Below are 16,611 nucleotides of genomic sequence, written 5' to 3'. Positions count from 1 at the left end.
AAAACGGCAACGAAAGTTGCCGTTTTTTGCAATGCAGGCCGGGTAAGGCGAAGCCGCCACCCGGCTTTTTTTATACGGTAAAACCGAGCATCATCCCCGTATCTTCATGCTCCAGCAGATGACAGTGCGCCATATAGGCAAACTCTTCAGGCGCTTCATGGTCGAACTTCACCAGCACCTCGCTGACGCCGCCTTCCACTCTCACCGTATCTTTCCAGCCTGCTCGATGCGCTTCCGGCGCTTTGCCGTTCTCAGACAGAATACGGAACTGCGTGCCGTGGATATGGAACGGGTGCAGCATCATGTCCCCTTCCCCTGAAACCACCCAGCGCTCAAACTGCCCCTTCGCGGCGGCAAACATCGGCGTGTTCATATCGAACGCTTTGCCGTTGATCTTGTTGGCGTTGTGGAAATCGAACCCGTGACCGCCGTGATCCATACCGCCCATTTTGCCGTGGTCCATATTCATGTGGCCCATCATCTGGCCGTGGTGCATTCCCGCCATGGCCTGATTGCCATACTTTTTCATCAGCGCCTGCATGCCCATCATGTCAAGCATCGGGTCCATGGAGAGCTGAAGCTTACGCTGCGTGAGCCCATCCAGCGACGGGAGAGCTGGCAGCGTGGCTAAGGTGTCCGGCAGCATACCGGAGGCCGTGACCTGTAGCGGCTGAATGCGCAGCACCGGATGCGGTTTATCAAACGGCGCCACTGCCATCCCCATCTGGCTGACAGGCAGCGTTACCAGGTCAAACGGCTTGCCGTCGCTGATGTCCACCAGCACTTCGAAGCGTTCGCCCATCAGCATCGGCAGCTCGCTCACTTTTACCGGTTCTGGCAGCAGGCCGCCGTCGCTTGCCACCACGTAAAGCGGGCGCTTATCGCTGGTGGCGAAGTTCAACGAGCGGGCGTTACAGCCGTTAAGCAAGCGCAGGCGCAGCCAGCCTTTCGGGGCGGCGTGCTGCGGATAGATCGCACCGTTGGCCAGCAGCGTATCGCCAAACCAGCCGACCGCCGCGCTCATCACGTCCAGCTGGTAGTCAATCTGCCCGTCAGCGCTGAATTTTTTGTCCTGCACAATCACCGGCACATCGTCGATACCCCACTGTTTCGGCAGGCGCAGGAGACCGCTTTCGTCATCCTCAATCAACACCAGTCCGGCCAGCCCCATTGCCACCTGATGGCCCGTTTTGCCGTGCTGATGCGGGTGGAACCAGCAGGTTGCTGCCCGCTGGTCAGGGGTAAAGGTTACGCTGCGTTTACCCCCAGGCTTGATAACGCCCTGGGGACCACCATCCACTTCGCCCGGGACTTCCAGACCGTGCCAGTGCAGCGTGGTCTCCTCGGCAAGCGTATTGTGGATATCCACCGTCACCGCTTTCCCTTTGCGTAACTGAAGCGCCGGGCCGAGCAGATTGCCGTTGTAGCCCCAGGTTGTGGCGCTGTGCCCACCGAAGGAGGTTTTACCGGCCTGAACAACGAGCTGAATACGGCTACGGGCGTCTGCGGTCAGTAAGTCAGGAATGGGTAAGGCAGGCCTTTCAGCCGCAAAAACCGCGCGGCTCCAGAGTGGTAATGCGCTGGTAACCCCCAGCACAGCGGAATATTTTAAAAAATCACGACGTTGCATGTTCATTTCCTTATTTCCAGCAGGCGATCTTTTGAGCATAAACCCTCCCCTTACCGGAAGGTCAAGTAAAGCGGCAATAATAAAGATCGTCGCACTGGCATCAAGTGTGCTAACGTTAATTTTCCGTGAAGAAGTGGTAGAAGCAATGAAGACGTTTTTCAGGACAATTTTGTTCGGAAGCCTGATGGCAATGTGTGCGAACAGCTATGCGCTCAGTGAAAATGAAGCGGAAGATATGGCCGATTTAACGGCGGTTTTTGTATTCCTGAAAAATGATTGTGGCTACCAGAATTTACCCAACGGGCAAATTCGCCGCGCGCTGGTCTTTTTCGCCCAGCAGAACCAGTGGGATCTCAGCAATTACGACAGCTTTGACATGAAAGCGCTCGGTGAAGACAGCTACCGTGACTTGAGCGGTATTGGCATTCCCACGGCTAAAAAATGCAAAGCGCTGGCCCGCGATTCGCTCAGCCTGCTCGCCTACGTGAAATAACCTTCCCGACGCCCCCTGTTCAACCTATACCCGTGCAACCACGGTTATAGTTAGCTATCATGTTTCGCTCATTTTTTGTGAGCGTTACGGATGTTAACAAAGGAGGAGTCCGCGTATGGCCGACCACACGTTGTGGCATGAAACACTGCATGACCAGTTTGGTCAGTACTTTGCCGTTGATAACGTGCTCTATCATGAGAAAACGGATCACCAGGATCTGATCATCTTCGAAAACGCCGCCTTTGGCCGCGTGATGGCCCTGGATGGCGTAGTGCAAACGACCGAGCGCGACGAGTTTATTTATCATGAGATGATGACCCACGTTCCGCTGCTGGCCCACGGACACGCGAAGCATGTTCTGATTATCGGCGGCGGCGACGGCGCAATGCTGCGCGAGGTTTCACGTCATCGTTCCATTGAAACCATCACCATGGTTGAGATCGATGCGGGCGTGGTCTCTTTCTGCCGCCAGTACCTGCCCAACCATAATGCCGGCAGCTATGACGATCCGCGCTTTAATCTGGTTATCGACGACGGCGTTAACTTTGTTAACCAGACCACGCAGACCTTCGATGTGATTATCTCTGACTGTACCGACCCCATCGGCCCTGGCGCGTCGCTGTTTACCTCCTCGTTCTACGAAGGCTGCAAGCGCTGCCTGAACCCTGGCGGGATCTTCGTCGCACAAAATGGCGTCTGCTTCCTGCAGCAGGACGAAGCGCTCGACAGCCATCGCAAGCTCAGCACCTATTTTGGTGACGTCAGCTTCTATCAGGCGGCGATTCCAACCTATTACGGCGGGATCATGACCTTTGCATGGGCAACGGACAACGACGTGCTGCGTCATCTCTCTACCGAAATTATCCAGGCCCGCTTCCATCAGGCCGGGCTCACGTGCCGCTACTACAATCCGGCTATTCATACCGCAGCGTTTGCTCTGCCGCAGTACCTGCAAGACGCATTATCCACTAAGGGGGTGAGCTAATTGAAAAAGCTTAAACTACATGGCTTTAACAACCTGACTAAAAGCCTGAGTTTTTGTATTTACGATATCTGCTATGCCAAAACAGCGGATGAACGCGATGGTTACATCGCCTATATCGATGAACTCTACAACGCCAACCGTCTGACCGAGATCCTGTCAGAAACCTGCTCGATCATCGGTGCCAATATTCTGAACATCGCCCGACAGGATTATGAGCCCCAGGGTGCCAGCGTCACCATTCTGGTCAGCGAGGAGCCGGTCGACCCGCAGCTTATCGACAAAACTGAACACCCGGGTCCGCTTCCGGAAGTGGTCGTCGCCCACCTCGACAAAAGCCATATCTGCGTTCACACCTACCCGGAAAGCCACCCGGAAGGCGGGCTGTGCACGTTCCGCGCGGATATTGAAGTATCGACCTGCGGCGTGATTTCCCCGCTGAACGCGCTGAACTATTTAATCCACCAGCTGGAATCGGACATCGTCACGATTGATTATCGCGTGCGCGGTTTTACCCGTGATATCAACGGCATGAAGCACTTCATCGACCACGAGATCAACTCCATTCAGAACTTTATGTCCGAGGACATGAAATCGCTGTATGACATGATGGACGTGAACGTGTACCAGGAAAACATCTTCCATACCAAGATGATGCTTAAGGAGTTCGACCTTAAGCACTACATGTTCCACACGAAGCCGGAAGATTTAAGTGAAGAAGAGCGCAAGGTCATCACCGACCTGCTCTGGAAAGAGATGCGCGAAATCTACTACGGCCGCAATATTCCGGCCGTGTAAGTGTTGCCCGGAGCAGGGACGCTTCGGGAAGTTACTTCTGTTTCATAAACTCACGGTAGGCATTCACTACCTGCAGGAAGTCTTCCACGCCGCACAGCGACAGGCTCTCTTCGTCGTAGTAGCTCATCCCCTCTTCCATCTCATCCCCTGAAAACTCAAGCTGGTTGGCGCGCACCATCACCTCTTCGCCGTCCATCCACAGGGTGTATTCATGTCCGGCGCGTTGCCAGGAGCGCTCGCTGCCTTTCACCGTATTTGCCGCCTGTTCGACTTCATCAAGAAGGGCGAGATTTTCTTTCACCTCTTCGTTAAACCAGTGTCCAACGGCTTCGTGCCCCATCGACATGCGCACTTTCACCACACCGGTGATGTCGCGCAAAAATTCGTAATCCATAGCGTTTTCCTCAGCAAAGCCATTAGGGTAATTATCGCAGCAGAGGGAAAGAAAAAAAGCGGGAGAGGTGGGAGGAATGAAAATAAAAAGGTGAGAGCAAGACCCTGCGGCCTGATGCCCTCACCCCGTCCCTCTCCCACGGGAGAGGGTGCAAACACTAAAAACCGTCTCGTAGAGACGGTTTTGCTGTTTATACTGCCGTCTGGAAGATCACCCCGTCAGCCTTCTCGGTGTACTGAGAAAGCTGGTCGAAGTTCAGATAGCGATAGGTATCCACCGCCGTCTTATCCACCTGCGCCACAAAGGTCTGGTACTCTTCCGGCGTTGGCAGTTTGCCAATCAGCGCCGCAACCGCCGCCAGCTCCGCAGAGGCCAGGTAGACGTTCGCACCAGTACCTAAACGGTTCGGGAAGTTACGGGTAGAGGTGGAAACCACCGTCGCACCGTCGGCCACGCGCGCCTGGTTACCCATACACAGGGAGCAGCCAGGGATTTCGATACGCGCCCCGCTCTTACCGAACACGCTGTAGTAACCCTCTTCGGTCAACTGAGCCGCGTCCATACGGGTTGGCGGTGCCACCCACAAGCGGGTCGGCAGCTGGCCTTTGTGGGTATCCAGCAGCTTACCGGCGGCGCGGAAGTGGCCGATGTTGGTCATGCAGGAGCCGATGAACACTTCGTCGATCTTATCGCCCTGCACGTCAGAGAGCAGACGCGCGTCGTCCGGATCGTTCGGCGCACAGAGGATTGGCTCTTTAATATCCGCCAGATCGATGTCGATCACCGCCGCGTACTCTGCGTCTGCGTCAGCTTCCAGCAGTTGCGGATCCGCCAGCCATTTCTCCATGCCCTGAATACGACGCTCCAGCGTACGACGATCGCCGTAGCCTTCCGCAATCATCCACTTCAGCAGCACGATGTTGGAAGTCAGATACTCAATGATCGGCTCTTTGTTCAGCTTGATGGTACAGCCTGCCGCAGAACGCTCGGCGGAGGCGTCGGTCAGCTCGAACGCCTGCTCCACTTTCAGATCCGGCAGACCTTCAATTTCCAGGATGCGGCCAGAGAAGATGTTTTTCTTGCCTTTCTTCTCAACGGTCAGCAGGCCCTGTTTGATGGCATACAGCGGGATCGCGTGAACCAGGTCGCGCAGAGTGATGCCCGGCTGCATTTTGCCCTTGAAGCGCACCAGCACGGATTCAGGCATGTCCAGCGGCATTACGCCGGTCGCTGCAGCAAACGCCACCAGGCCGGAGCCCGCCGGGAAGGAGATACCAATTGGGAAACGGGTATGGGAATCACCGCCGGTACCCACGGTATCTGGCAGCAGCATGCGGTTCAGCCAGGAGTGGATGACACCGTCACCCGGACGCAGTGACACGCCGCCGCGGTTCATGATGAAGTCTGGCAGCGTGTGGTGCGTGGTCACGTCAACCGGCTTCGGATAGGCCGCCGTGTGGCAGAAGGACTGCATCACCAGGTCAGAAGAGAAGCCCAGGCACGCCAGGTCTTTCAGTTCGTCACGTGTCATTGGGCCAGTGGTGTCCTGAGAGCCCACGGAGGTCATCTTCGGCTCGCAGTATGCGCCAGGACGGATACCGGCTACGCCGCACGCGCGACCCACCATTTTCTGTGCCAGCGAGAAGCCGCGGTTGCTTTCTGCCACGTCTTTCGCGTGACGGAAAACGTCGGAGTGCGGCAGACCCAGCGCTTCACGCGCTTTGGTGGTCAGGCCGCGCCCGATGATCAGCGGAATACGGCCACCGGCACGCACTTCGTCAATCAGCACGTCGGTTTTCAGTTCGAAGCTTGCCAGCAGCTCGTTGGTTTCGTGGTTGCGCACTTCGCCTTTATACGGGTAGACGTCAATCACGTCACCCATGTTCAGGTTGCTCACATCTACTTCAATTGGCAGCGCGCCCGCATCTTCCATGGTGTTGAAGAAGATTGGCGCAATTTTGCCGCCGAGGCACAGGCCGCCGCCGCGCTTGTTAGGCACGTGCGGAATGTCGTCGCCCATGAACCACAGTACGGAGTTGGTGGCGGATTTACGGGAAGAACCGGTACCCACAACGTCACCGACGTAGGCCAGCGGGAAACCTTTTTGTTGCAGAGCTTCGAGCTGTTTGATCGGGCCCACCACGCCCGGCTGATCTGGCTCAATGCCTTCACGGGCGTTTTTCAGCATCGCCAGGGCGTGCAGCGGGATATCAGGACGAGACCACGCGTCCGGTGCCGGAGACAGGTCATCGGTGTTGGTTTCACCGGTCACCTTAAAGACGGTCACGGTAATTTTTTCCGCCAGCGCAGGGCGGTTCAGGAACCATTCGGCATCGGCCCAGGACTGCATCACCTGCTTCGCATAGACGTTGCCCGCTTTGGCTTTTTCTTCTACGTCGTAGAAGTTATCGAACATCAGCAGCGTGGAAGAGAGCGCTTTAGCGGCAATCGGTGCCAGCTTGTCGTTATCCAGCGCGTCAATCAGCGGATGAATGTTGTAACCACCCTGCATGGTGCCGAGCAGTTCAATGGCTTTTTCAGGAGTAACCAGTGGGGAGGTGGCTTCGCCTTTGGCGATAGCAGCAAGGAATCCGGCTTTTACGTAGGCAGCTTCATCTACGCCAGGCGGTACGCGGTTGATCAACAGATCTAACAGGAATTCTTCTTCGCCCTTAGGCGGGTTCTTCAGCAGCTCGACGAGCGCGGCCATTTGGGTTGCATCTAAAGGTTTGGGTACAATTCCCTCGGCGGCACGTTCTGCTACGTGCTTACGGTATTCTTCTAGCACGACGGTTCTCCTCGCTCTCATTGTCATATGCGGCGGGCGTTCTCTTCACGCTCCTGTGAGACAGCAGTTTGTAGGGTAAATGCCCGATACCGCGTCGGGCAGCATAGCAGGATTTCTGCACAGTGTTAATCCGTTTACAAAAAAGCAACATTAAAAAGTTTGCTGAATCGTTAAGCATGGTGTAGCGGGGAGGAGAGGTGAATTTTGGGGACAAAAAAACCGCCTGATAGCGGTTATTTTGTTGCCTTGCGGTGGTAGCACACCGGGTTGGCAGATTTGCGGCAATGCACTCGGCATGAATAATGCTCCTGAGTATGCAGATCCGCAAGCACATATTTTGTATTTACGAGCCGCCATCCAGTTTCGAATGTAAAAGGATGAAACTGCATTTCACCTCTTTTCAGTCCATTTCGGCTGTAATACTGTTGCCCCCGGCCTGCTTCGCTGGTGTAGCAACCAGTCACCGGGCCCGGAAGCAGTTCCGTAACCTACGCGGCAATGTACTCATTTGCCTGGTTCTGCCTTTTCCGGTGAAGAAGGAACCCGCGTAGCCTGTACAGGAACGCACGCAATGGAGATGCGAATCACTGCGCTGATCGTTGCGATCGGTTTACTGCTTACCGCGCTGCACGGTGGCTGGAACATATCCGACATCACGGTGCTGTTTGTCGTCAACCTCGGCAACTAGCTGCTGGCCGCTCGTAAGAGCGGTCTTCTGAATTCCCGGCGCCTTTTCCCGCATCGCATATAATTGTGTAATAAATACTCACACTCTTTATCCGGACGTACCGGACGCTTCCCAATAAAAGTCAAAACAGTAAAAGACGGGTGAATAATACTCACGCCAACCGTAACGCCTCACGGCACAGCGCCTGTCTCGTTGGAGTCATTTTATGAAGTTGCCCTTTAAGCCACATCTGCTTGTCCTTCTGTGCAGTGCTGGGCTGTTTGCCGCCTCAGGCGTCATGTTTGTCAAAAGTCGTGCAACGGAACCCGTTGCGTCGGCCCCCGTCGCGCAACAGCCAGTTGCTCCGGCTACGCCGGCAGTAGCACAACCCGCCCCTGTCGTCGCGCCAACCTACACTGCCGCGCAAATCGATCAGTGGGTTGCCCCCATCGCGCTCTACCCGGATGCTCTGCTGTCACAGATCCTGATGGCCTCGACCTATCCGGCCAACGTGATTCAAGCGGCGCAGTGGTCCAAAGACAACCCCAAAATGGAAGGGGACGCCGCGATTCAGGCCGTTGCCAGCCAGCCCTGGGATCCCAGCGTAAAATCCCTGGTCGCGTTTCCTCAGCTTATGTCGCTGATGGGAGAGAATCCGCCGTGGGTACAAAATCTGGGCGATGCGTTTCTCGCGCAGCCGAAAGATGTAATGGATTCGGTACAACGGTTGCGCGCGCTGGCGCAGAAGACCGGCGCCTTGCAATCTACGCCTCAGCAGACGGTCACCACGGTAACGAAACCCGCACCGGCAAAAACCAGCACCACCGAGTCAACGTCAACCACCACGTCCGCACCGGCCCCGACGGTGATCAAAATTGAATCTGCCGACCCGCAGGTGGTTTACGTCCCCACCTATAATCCCAATACGGTTTACGGAACCTGGCCCAACACCGCTTATCCGCCAACCTATCTCCCGCCGTCACCCGGGGAGCAGTTTGGCAACAGCTTCGTCAACGGCTTAGGTTTCAGCCTCGGTGTCGCCACAACTTATGCCATCTTCAGCAATATCGACTGGGATGATGACGATGACTGGGACCATCATCATGACGGTGACTGGGATAATCACGGCGGCTACAACCGCAACGGTGATAACAACATCAATATTAACGTTGAGAACTTCAATAAAATCAGCGGACAACGTCTGACGGACGCCAACCGTACCTGGCAGCACAACCCGGCCTATCGGGAAGGTGTCCCCTACCCGACAAACCAGCTCAACACGCGTTTCCACTCCACCAACACGGCCACGGGGCTTAGTGCAACGCAACAACCGGTTAATCGCGATAGCCAGCGTGAGGCGGCGCTGAGCCAGATGGAGAAATCGACAGGTAAAACCTTCCCACAGACTGCACGCCCGGGCACGAAAGCGGCGCAGCGACAGGCCTCAAGTGAACAGCTGAAACAGATTTCTCAGCGCAATAACTACCGTGGCTATGACACCAAACCGCAGACGGCGAAGCGGGCCACCACGCAGCAGCGAGAAAACCGCCAGACCGCCGCGCAGAGACAAGAGAAACGGGTTCAGCCCACTCAGCAACGTCCCTTCCAGCAGCGAAACAGTCAACTCCGGGCCAATGCACTGAGCGGCAACGACAGCCGTTCCGCCAACTGGCAGGCGCAGCAGCAGCGTGGGGCGCAAAGCAGACACCTCGCCGCTCGTCAGCAGCAGCTACGCCCGGCAGCGGCTGGACGTGCTGAACACCGTGAATTCCGTCATCGCTAAGGGAGCCGACATGAAACGTAAATTACTCAGTGGAATGGTGTTGTTCATGGTCTCGGCGACCGTCATGGCGCAGCAATCCTTCAGTTCACCAGAACAGGCTACCAATGCGCTGGAAAGCGCCATCCGCGATCAAAACGAAAGCGCGATGAGCAACCTGCTCGGTGAGAACTGGCGCGACTTCCTGCCCCCTGAAGGCGTTGATCCTGACGCAGTCGATCGCTTTCTGCGCGACTGGAAAGTCCGTCATAACACCATTGTCGAAGGCGATAAAGCGCATCTGGTTGTCGGAGACAGCGGCTGGCAACTTCCCATTCCGGTGATCAAAACCGCCTCCGGCTGGCAGTTTGACATCAAAGAAGGCGCCGAGGAGATCCTGACCCGCGAAATTGGGCGCAACGAACTTGCCGCCATCGAAGCCCTGCATGCTTACGTGGCCGCTCAGCAGAGCTATTTCGCAATGAACCAGAAATACGCGCAGAAGATTGTCAGTTCTGAGGGGAAAAAGGACGGTCTGTACTGGCCCGTCTCGCCCGGCGAAGCGCCAAGCCCGCTTGGTCCGGCATTTAGCCCTAAAGAGCCAGGCGCGGGTTACCATGGCTATCGCTTCCGCATCCTGCCCGATAATCACGGTTTCGCGATGGTGGCGTGGCCTGTCAGCTATGGTCAGACAGGCGTCATGAGCTTTGTGATAAACCAGGACGACAAGGTGTACCAGTCCGATCTCGGCAGCGATTCGGAGCAGAAGGCCCGGGCGCTGGCCTCATACGCACCTGATAACACCTGGCAGCCTGTAGCCCCCTGAACGCCGCGCATAAAAAAAGCGGCCTCAGGCCGCTTTTTTCATCTGAAGAAACTTATTTCTTCTTCGCTTTCGCGTTTGGCAGGTCAGTGATGCTACCTTCAAACACTTCAGCCGCCAGGCCCACGGACTCGTGCAGCGTCGGGTGCGCGTGGATGGTCAGCGCGATGTCTTCCGCATCACAGCCCATTTCGATAGCCAGACCGATTTCACCCAGCAGCTCACCGCCGTTGGTACCGACAATCGCACCACCGATTACGCGGTGAGTCTCTTTGTCGAAGATCAGTTTGGTCATACCGTCTGCGCAGTCGGAAGCGATAGCACGGCCAGAAGCAGCCCACGGGAAGGTGGCGGTTTCGTAGCTGATGCCTTTCTCTTTCGCTTCTTTCTCGGTCAGACCGACCCATGCAACTTCTGGCTCGGTGTACGCGATAGATGGGATCACTTTCGGATCGAAGTAGTGCTTCATGCCGGCGATAACTTCAGCAGCAACGTGACCTTCGTGAACGCCTTTGTGCGCCAGCATTGGCTGACCGACGATGTCGCCGATAGCAAAGATGTGCGGCACGTTGGTGCGCAGCTGTTTGTCAACGCGGATGAAGCCACGGTCGTCCACTTCCACGCCAGCCTTGCCCGCGTCGAGGTTTTTACCGTTCGGTACACGACCGATAGCCACCAGCACGGCGTCGTAACGCTGTGGTTCGGATGGGGCTTTTTTGCCTTCCATGGAAACGTAAATACCGTCTTCTTTCGCTTCAACGGCAGTCACTTTGGTTTCCAGCATCAGGTTAAACTTCTTGCTGATGCGCTTGGTGAAGACTTTAACGATATCTTTGTCAGCAGCCGGGATAACCTGGTCGAACATTTCAACCACGTCAATGTCTGAACCCAGCGCATGGTACACGGTACCCATTTCCAGACCGATGATACCGCCGCCCATAACCAGCAGACGCTTAGGAACGGTTTTCAGCTCCAGGGCATCGGTGGAATCCCACACGCGTGGATCTTCATGTGGGATGAATGGCAGTTCGATTGGGCGAGAGCCTGCCGCGATGATCGCGTTGTCGAAGTTGATCACGGTTTTGCCGTTTTCGCCTTCCACTTCCAGGGTGTTCGCACCGGTGAATTTACCCAGACCGTTTACCACTTTCACTTTACGGCCTTTGGCCATACCCGCCAGACCGCCGGTCAGCTGAGTGATAACTTTCTCTTTCCAGGTACGAATTTTGTCGATATCGGTTTTCGGCTCGCCGAAGACGATACCGTGTTCAGCCAGCGCTTTGGCTTCTTCGATAACTTTCGCTACGTGCAGCAGCGCTTTAGAAGGGATACAGCCGACGTTCAGACAAACACCGCCGAGGGTGCTGTAACGCTCTACGATGACGGTTTCCAGACCTAAATCCGCGGCGCGGAATGCTGCGGAGTAACCTGCCGGGCCTGCCCCAAGTACTACGACCTGAGTTTTGATTTCTGTGCTCATCATGACCTCTTAGTTTATACCCGTCGTCCACCGGGTCGTTCTATCCGCCCGCAGTTTACAAAATTGTTAACAATTTTGAAACAACAAACGGCTCACGAATTGTCGCTTTCACCAATAACCTCATAAACACCATGAGATTATCAGAAAAAAGCCGGCCGACTGGCCGGCTTTTCGATTACATCACCAGGCGGCGAATGTCGCTCAGCATGTTGTTGATGATGGTGATGAAACGCGCACCATCAGCCCCGTCGATCACGCGGTGGTCGAAGGACAGAGAGATTGGCATCATCAGACGCGGCACGAACTCTTTGCCATTCCACACCGGCTCCATCGCGGACTTGGACACACCGAGGATAGCCACTTCCGGCGCGTTCACAATCGGCGCGAAGTGGGTGGTACCCAGGCCGCCGATGCTGGAGATAGTGAAGCAGCCGCCCTGCATTTCGCCGGCAGTCAGCTTACCATCACGCGCTTTCTTGGAGATGGTGGTCAGTTCACGGGACAGCTCAGTGATGCTCTTCTTGTTCACGTCTTTGAATACCGGAACAACCAGACCATTTGGCGTATCTACCGCAACACCGATGTTGATGTATTTCTTCAGCGTCAGCTTCTGGCCGTCTTCGGACAGGGAGCTGTTGAAGCGTGGCATCTGCTCCAGAGCAGCGGCAACGGCTTTCATGATGAAGACCACTGGGGTGAATTTCACGTCCAGCTTACGCTTCTCGGCTTCGGCGTTCTGCTGTTTACGGAACGCTTCCAGATCGGTGATATCGGTTTTGTCGAAGTGGGTAACGTGCGGGATCATCACCCAGTTACGGCTCAGGTTCGCACCAGAGATTTTCTGGATACGGCCCAGCTCCACTTCTTCGATTTCGCCGAACTTGCTGAAGTCCACTTTCGGCCATGGCAGCATGCCCGGGATACCGCCGCCAGCGGCTGCCGCAGGTGCAGCTTCGGCGCGTTTCACCGCGTCTTTCACGTAAGCCTGAACGTCTTCGCGCAGGATACGCCCCTTACGGCCGGTACCTTTCACTTTCGCCAGGTTCACACCGAATTCGCGCGCCAGGCGACGAATCAGCGGAGTCGCGTGGACGTAAGCGTCGTTTTCAGCGAACTCTGATTTTTCTGCTTTTGCAGCAGGGGCAGCGGCTGGTTTAGCAGCCTGAGCCGGTGCAGCAGCAGGTGCTGGAGCAGCCGCGGCAGCCGGAGCTGCGGCAGGCGCAGCGCCTTCCACTTCGAAGACCATGATCAGGGAGCCGGTAGACACTTTGTCGCCGGTGCTGATTTTGATCTCTTTAACGGTACCGGCGAACGGCGCAGGCACTTCCATGGAAGCCTTGTCGCCTTCAACGGTGATCAGTGACTGTTCAGCGGCAACTTTGTCGCCCACTTTTACCATCACTTCGGTGACTTCAACTTCGTCACCGCCGATGTCCGGTACGTTAACGTCTTTCGCACCGCCAGCAGCGGCTGGTGCAGCGGCCGGAGCCGGAGCAGCGGCCTGTGCTGGCGCGGCAGCAGGTGCAGCACCCGCCACTTCGAAGATCATGATAAGCGACCCGGTAGACACTTTATCGCCGGTGTTGATCTTGATCTCTTTTACGGTACCGGCGAATGGCGCTGGTACTTCCATAGAGGCTTTGTCGCCTTCTACGGTGATCAGTGACTGCTCGGCCGCAACGGTATCGCCCACTTTCACCAGGATTTCAGTGACTTCAACTTCGTCACCGCCGATGTCAGGCACGTTCACTTCTTTCGCTGCTGCGGCAGCTGCTGGAGCAGCGGCGGCCGGAGCGGCTTCTTTCTTCTCTTCCTGCGCAGGTGCAGCAGCTGCTGCACCGTCGGCGGAATCGAAAATCATGATCAGTTTGCCGGTCTCGGTTTTATCGCCAACGGAGACTTTGATCTCCTTAACGATGCCAGCCTGAGGAGACGGGACTTCCATAGAGGCTTTATCGCCTTCTACGGTGATGAGCGACTGTTCAGCTTCAACTTTGTCGCCCACTTTGACCAGGATCTCGGTGATTTCAACTTCATCAGCCCCGATGTCCGGTACTTTGATTTCGATAGCCATTATTCTTTTACCTCTTACGCCAGACGCGGGTTAACTTTTTCTGCATCGATGTTGAATTTGGTAATTGCGTCCGCAACCACTTTCTTATCGATTTCGCCACGTTTAGCCAGTTCGCCCAGTGCTGCTACAACCACGTAAGAAGCATCAACTTCGAAGTGGTGACGCAGGTTTTCGCGGCTGTCAGAACGACCGAAGCCGTCAGTACCCAGTACGCGATAATCATCAGCTGGAACGTATGTACGAACCTGCTCAGCGAACAGTTTCATATAGTCAGTGGACGCCACCGCTGGCGCGTCGTTCATCACCTGAGCGATGTACGGAACGCGTGGGGTTTCCATTGGGTGCAGCATGTTCCAGCGCTCACAATCCTGGCCATCACGCGCCAGTTCGGTGAAGGAAGTCACAGAGTACACGTCGGAACCCACGCCGTAGTCTTTCGCCAGGATCTGCGCTGCTTCACGAACGTGACGCAGGATAGAACCGGAGCCCAGCAGCTGAACTTTACCTTTGCTACCTTCAATGGTTTCGAGTTTGTAGATACCTTTACGGATACCTTCCTCGGCACCTGCTGGCATTGCCGGCATGTGGTAGTTTTCGTTCAGGGTGGTGATGTAGTAGTAAATGTTCTCTTGCGCTTCACCGTACATGCGCTGCAGGCCGTCATGCATGATGACAGCAACTTCGTACGCGTAGGACGGGTCGTAAGAGATACAGTTCGGGATAGTCAGAGACTGAATGTGGCTGTGGCCATCTTCGTGCTGCAGACCTTCACCGTTCAGAGTCGTACGTCCAGAAGTACCACCGATCAGGAAGCCGCGAGCCTGCTGGTCGCCTGCCTGCCAGCACAGGTCACCAATACGCTGGAACCCGAACATGGAGTAGTAAATGTAGAACGGAATCATCGGCAGGTTGTTGGTGCTGTATGAAGTCGCAGCAGCCAGCCAGGATGCGCCTGCGCCCAGCTCGTTGATACCTTCCTGCAGAATCTGACCTTTCTCGTCTTCTTTGTAGTATGCAACCTGCTCACGGTCCTGCGGGGTGTACTGCTGGCCGTTCGGGCTGTAAATACCGATCTGACGGAACAGACCTTCCATACCGAAAGTACGCGCTTCGTCGGCGATGATTGGAACCAGACGATCTTTGATCGACTTGTTCTTCAGCATCACGTTCAGGGCACGAACGAAAGCGATGGTGGTAGAGATCTCTTTGTTCTGCTCTTCCAGCAGCTGAGAGAAGTCTTCCAGCGCTGGCAGTTCCAGCTTCTCGGTGAAGTTAGGCTGACGAGCTGGCAGGTAGCCTTTCAGCGCCTGACGACGTTCGTGCAGGTACTTGTGCTCTTCAGAGCCTTCCGGGAAGGTGATGTAAGACAGGTTTTCTACCTGCTCATCGGTCACTGGAACGTTGAAACGGTCGCGGATATAGCGCACGCCGTCCATGTTCATTTTCTTAACCTGGTGAGCGATGTTTTTACCTTCTGCGGTATCACCCATGCCGTAACCTTTGATGGTGTGGGCCAGGATTACAGTCGCTTTACCTTTGGTTTCACGCGCTTTTTTCAGTGCAGCGTAGATTTTCTTCGGATCGTGACCACCGCGGTTCAGGGCCCAGATCTGCTCATCAGTCCAGTCGGCAACCAGCGCTGCGGTTTCTGGATATTTGCCGAAGAAGTGCTCACGCACGTAGGCACCGTCTTTGGATTTGAAGGTCTGATAATCGCCGTCAACGGTTTCGTTCATCAGCTGGATCAGTTTACCGCTGGTGTCTTTACGCAGCAGTTCGTCCCAACGGGAACCCCACATGACTTTGATCACGTTCCAGCCAGCACCTGCGAAGATGCCTTCCAGTTCGTTGATGATCTTGCCGTTACCGGTTACCGGACCATCCAGACGCTGCAGGTTACAGTTGATGATGAAGCACAGGTTGTCCAGCTTCTCACGGGTTGCGATGGTGATCGCACCTTTAGATTCTGGCTCATCCATTTCGCCGTCGCCCAGGAAGGCGTAAACGGTCTGCTCAGAGGTGTCTTTCAGACCACGGTGTTCCAGATACTTCAGGAATTTAGCCTGGTAGATCGCACCGATTGGGCCCAGACCCATAGATACGGTCGGGAACTGCCAGAATTCAGGCATCAGTTTAGGGTGCGGATAAGAAGACAGACCTTTACCGTGAACTTCCTGACGGAAGTTGTTCATCTGCTCTTCAGTCAGACGACCTTCCAGGAATGCACGTGCATAGATGCCCGGAGAGATGTGGCCCTGGAAGTACACCAGATCGCCGCCGTCTTTCTCGTTAGCTGCACGGAAGAAGTGGTTGAAGCACACTTCGTAAACGGTCGCAGAAGACTGGAAGGACGCCATGTGGCCACCCAGTTCCAGGTCTTTCTTGGACGCGCGCAGAACGGTCATGATGGCGTTCCAGCGGATTGCAGAACGGATACGACGTTCCAGATCCAGATTGCCCGGGTATTCCGGTTCGTCTTCAACGGCAATCGTGTTTACGTAGTTGCTAGCCCCTGCACCTGAAGCAACCTTCACGCCGCCTTTGCGAGCTTCAGAAAGCAGCTGATCAATCAGATACTGAGCGCGCTCAACACCTTCTTCACGGATGACCGATTCGATCGCCTGTAGCCAGTCGCGAGTTTCGATCGGATCCACGTCATTTTGGAGACGTTCTGACATGGGGGTATTCCTTATCTATCTAATACGTTGATTTGTCTGGAACCT

11 protein-coding genes are annotated in these 16,611 nt (G+C 55.5%); 5 read left to right on the top strand and 6 right to left on the bottom strand.

All coding sequences use genetic code 11. The features are described 5' to 3' along the window. Positions 1 to 70: 70 nt before the first annotated feature. Positions 71 to 1,630, bottom strand: a complete 1,560-nt coding sequence (cueO, locus tag IM303_RS12780; RefSeq protein ID WP_193359999.1) for a multicopper oxidase CueO — start codon at positions 1,628 to 1,630, stop codon at positions 71 to 73. 145 nt (positions 1,631 to 1,775) lie between these two features. Here cueO and IM303_RS12775 point away from each other — a divergent pair, with 145 nt between their 5' ends. The 3 genes from IM303_RS12775 (at position 1,776) to speD (ending at position 3,903) form a co-directional block, all read left to right on the top strand. Then, a complete protein-coding gene (locus IM303_RS12775) occupies positions 1,776 to 2,123 on the top strand; it encodes a YacC family pilotin-like protein (protein ID WP_014882582.1) in 348 nt (115 codons plus the stop codon). 115 nt (positions 2,124 to 2,238) lie between these two features. Further along, positions 2,239 to 3,108, top strand: coding sequence for a polyamine aminopropyltransferase (gene speE, locus IM303_RS12770; RefSeq protein WP_028015536.1), 870 nt, complete (start codon positions 2,239 to 2,241; stop codon positions 3,106 to 3,108). After that, positions 3,109 to 3,903 (top strand): adenosylmethionine decarboxylase, encoded by a 795-nt coding sequence (gene speD, locus IM303_RS12765; protein ID WP_192986832.1) that lies wholly within the window; start codon positions 3,109 to 3,111, stop codon positions 3,901 to 3,903. A gap of 31 nt (positions 3,904 to 3,934) precedes the next feature. On the opposite strand, the gene yacL is transcribed toward speD, so the two are convergent. Together yacL and acnB are read right to left on the bottom strand one after the other, a co-directional pair. After that, positions 3,935 to 4,297: a protein YacL gene (gene yacL / locus IM303_RS12760; protein WP_041911228.1), complete on the bottom strand. Its 363-nt coding sequence runs from the start codon at positions 4,295 to 4,297 to the stop codon at positions 3,935 to 3,937. 190 nt (positions 4,298 to 4,487) lie between these two features. Then, entirely contained in the window at positions 4,488 to 7,085 is a 2,598-nt protein-coding gene (acnB, locus tag IM303_RS12755; protein WP_193359998.1) for a bifunctional aconitate hydratase 2/2-methylisocitrate dehydratase, read from the bottom strand. An 893-nt stretch (positions 7,086 to 7,978) separates the two neighbouring features. On the opposite strand from acnB, the gene IM303_RS12750 reads away from it, so the two are divergent. Together IM303_RS12750 and IM303_RS12745 are read left to right on the top strand one after the other, a co-directional pair. Next, the gene (locus IM303_RS12750; RefSeq protein ID WP_193359997.1) at positions 7,979 to 9,535 is read left to right on the top strand and encodes a DUF3300 domain-containing protein; all 1,557 of its coding nucleotides are present in this window, start codon (positions 7,979 to 7,981) and stop codon (positions 9,533 to 9,535) included. A 10-nt stretch (positions 9,536 to 9,545) separates the two neighbouring features. Next, positions 9,546 to 10,337 (top strand): DUF2950 family protein, encoded by a 792-nt coding sequence (locus IM303_RS12745; protein WP_048961410.1) that lies wholly within the window; start codon positions 9,546 to 9,548, stop codon positions 10,335 to 10,337. 52 nt (positions 10,338 to 10,389) lie between these two features. Here the strand turns inward: IM303_RS12745 and lpdA are convergent, their stop codons facing one another. The 3 genes from lpdA to aceE all read right to left on the bottom strand — a co-directional run bounded on the left by lpdA (position 10,390) and on the right by aceE (position 16,566). Next, on the bottom strand, positions 10,390 to 11,814 hold the full coding sequence (gene lpdA, locus IM303_RS12740; RefSeq protein WP_023332094.1) for a dihydrolipoyl dehydrogenase: 1,425 nt from the start codon (positions 11,812 to 11,814) through the stop codon (positions 10,390 to 10,392). A gap of 175 nt (positions 11,815 to 11,989) precedes the next feature. Further along, positions 11,990 to 13,888 (bottom strand): pyruvate dehydrogenase complex dihydrolipoyllysine-residue acetyltransferase, encoded by a 1,899-nt coding sequence (aceF, locus tag IM303_RS12735; RefSeq protein WP_136486631.1) that lies wholly within the window; start codon positions 13,886 to 13,888, stop codon positions 11,990 to 11,992. 14 nt (positions 13,889 to 13,902) lie between these two features. Further along, positions 13,903 to 16,566 carry a pyruvate dehydrogenase (acetyl-transferring), homodimeric type gene (aceE, locus tag IM303_RS12730; RefSeq protein ID WP_028015529.1) on the bottom strand — a complete coding sequence of 888 codons (2,664 nt, stop codon included), beginning with the start codon at positions 16,564 to 16,566 and terminating at the stop codon, positions 13,903 to 13,905. Positions 16,567 to 16,611 lie beyond the last annotated feature (45 nt).

This window comes from Enterobacter cloacae complex sp. P38RS (assembly GCF_014930775.1).
Lineage (GTDB): Bacteria > Pseudomonadota > Gammaproteobacteria > Enterobacterales > Enterobacteriaceae > Enterobacter > Enterobacter bugandensis.
Note: the sequence above shows the minus strand (reverse complement) of the source record. Positions and strands in the feature narration are given on the sequence as shown.